1 protein-coding gene is annotated in these 429 nt (G+C 47.8%); it reads left to right on the forward strand.

Annotated features, from left to right (window positions below; genetic code table 11):
* A partial coding sequence (locus J4G07_07030; protein ID MCE2413742.1) for a transposase occupies window positions 1-429 on the forward strand: 429 nt, incomplete at both ends.

The following is a 429-nucleotide window of genomic DNA, read 5'->3' on the forward strand; positions in this document are numbered from 1 at the left end:
GGAAAGCTGCGAACAGAATAAAAGTCAAAATCCGTAACCTCATTGATGAACTTCATAAGAAGATAGCACACTTCCTTGTCACCAACTTTGACATCATTTTACTACCGACTTTCGAGACGAAACAGATGACGAAGCGAGGCGCGAGGAAGTTACGCGAAAAGTCCGTTCGGCAGATGCTGACGCTTTCCCACTATAGATTCAAGACGTTTCTGAAACACAAGGCTTTGGAATATGGTGTGCGGGTCATTGATGTCTGTGAGGCTTATACTTCGAGAACGGTGTCTTGGACGGGAGAAATCGTTGCGAACCTCGGCGGTTCAAAAGTCATTCAGTCATCGGAAGGACATCGAATGGATAGGGATTTGAACGGCGCCCGGGGGATATTCATGAAGACTGTCGCCCGTGCTTTGACGGTTCGTCCATACCTCG

Source organism: Candidatus Poribacteria bacterium (assembly GCA_021295715.1).
Taxonomy (GTDB): domain Bacteria; phylum Poribacteria; class WGA-4E; order WGA-4E; family WGA-3G; genus WGA-3G.